At 61.3% G+C, this 1,114-nt stretch carries 2 protein-coding genes and 1 pseudogene; all 3 read left to right on the top strand.

The annotated features are described in order from the left end of the window. A pseudogene (locus A2I95_RS41125) lies at positions 1 to 276 on the top strand (C4-dicarboxylate ABC transporter permease); the annotation flags it as partial. Further along, the gene (locus tag A2I95_RS41120) at positions 273 to 728 is read left to right on the top strand and encodes a tripartite tricarboxylate transporter TctB family protein (RefSeq protein ID WP_027258052.1); all 456 of its coding nucleotides are present in this window, start codon (positions 273 to 275) and stop codon (positions 726 to 728) included. The pseudogene A2I95_RS41125 and the gene A2I95_RS41120, both read left to right, overlap by 4 nt. A gap of 40 nt (positions 729 to 768) precedes the next feature. After that, the coding region (locus A2I95_RS41115) for a tripartite tricarboxylate transporter substrate-binding protein (protein WP_291738042.1) at positions 769 to 1,114 on the top strand (346 nt) is incomplete at its 3' end.

The raw sequence follows: 1,114 nt of genomic DNA, 5'->3' as shown, positions 1-1,114 counted from the left end.
GTCATGGCCTGCCTGGGCATCGGCATGTACTTTCTGGAACGCTTCGGCTTCTCCGCCGCACCGCTGGTGCTGGGTCTGATCCTGGGTCCGATCGCGGAATCCAATTTCATCCAAGGCGGCATGATCGCCGACGCCACCGTGGGCCGGGCCAGTTACTTCCTGTCCGGCGGGCTGAACATCTTCCTGATCGCCGTGGTTGTTGCTTCCGTCGCCTATTCGGCCTGGATGGAGCTGCGCAGCCGCCGCTACACCACCAAAGAGGAGGCGCAGGCATGAACCGGTCTCAGCACATCTTCGGCTCCGGCCTGGTCTTTGCCGTCGGCATCTGGGTTGCCTGGATCAGCTACACTCAACAACCCGCCGAAGCTTTCCTGTTCCCGCGCCTGATAGCCTCCGTCTTTGTGGTGCTGGCCGGCTGGACCTTTGGCAAGGCGGTTCTGGGCCTCAGCAAGGTCGGCTCGGGCGTCTCACGCACCATGTTCCTGAACATGGTACCGGGGGTGGCGGTGATGCTGATCTATGTCTTCTTGGCCGCCAAGGCGCTGGGGTTCTACACCGCCACCGCCATCGCCTTTTTCATTCTGCTGTCGATCTACGACCCCGCGCCGCATTCCGAAGCCAAAACCTGGATCAAGCGCGCCCTGACTACCGCCGTTTTTGTGGCCGTGATGTACGGACTCTTCGCGCTGCTGTTGAGTGTCTACACGCCGCGGGAAATTCTGTTCTGACCGTTTGATGCGATCCGAAACCATAAGGGAGGAGAAGAAAATGAGAAAACTGATCACAGGCGCTGCCATGGCGCTGATGGGCCTGGCAGGCGCTGCCTTAGCCGAGGAGTACCCGGAACGCCCGATCATGATGATGGTCTCTTACGGCGCGGGCGGTGCCACTGACTTTCAGGCCCGTATCGTGACCATGACCGCGGGCAACGAGGATGCGCTGGGGATGCCCATCGCCATCATCAACAAGCCCGGCGCCGGCGGCCGTGTCGGCTGGAACTGGTTTGCCACCCAGGCGGATCCGGATGGCTACACGCTGGCCGCCTACAACGTGCCGCACTTCATCGCCCAGTCGATCAAGGGCGGCGTGCAGTATTCTTCTGACAGTTTTGAAC

Source organism: Leisingera sp. F5 (assembly GCF_001593695.1).
Note: the sequence above shows the minus strand (reverse complement) of the source record. Positions and strands in the feature narration are given on the sequence as shown.

Bases quoted from the DNA above. Each gene is read 5' to 3' on its own strand.
- A2I95_RS41120 (WP_027258052.1), top strand. From the start codon at position 273: ATGAACCGGTCTCAGCACATCTTCGGCTCCGGCCTGGTCTTTGCCGTC.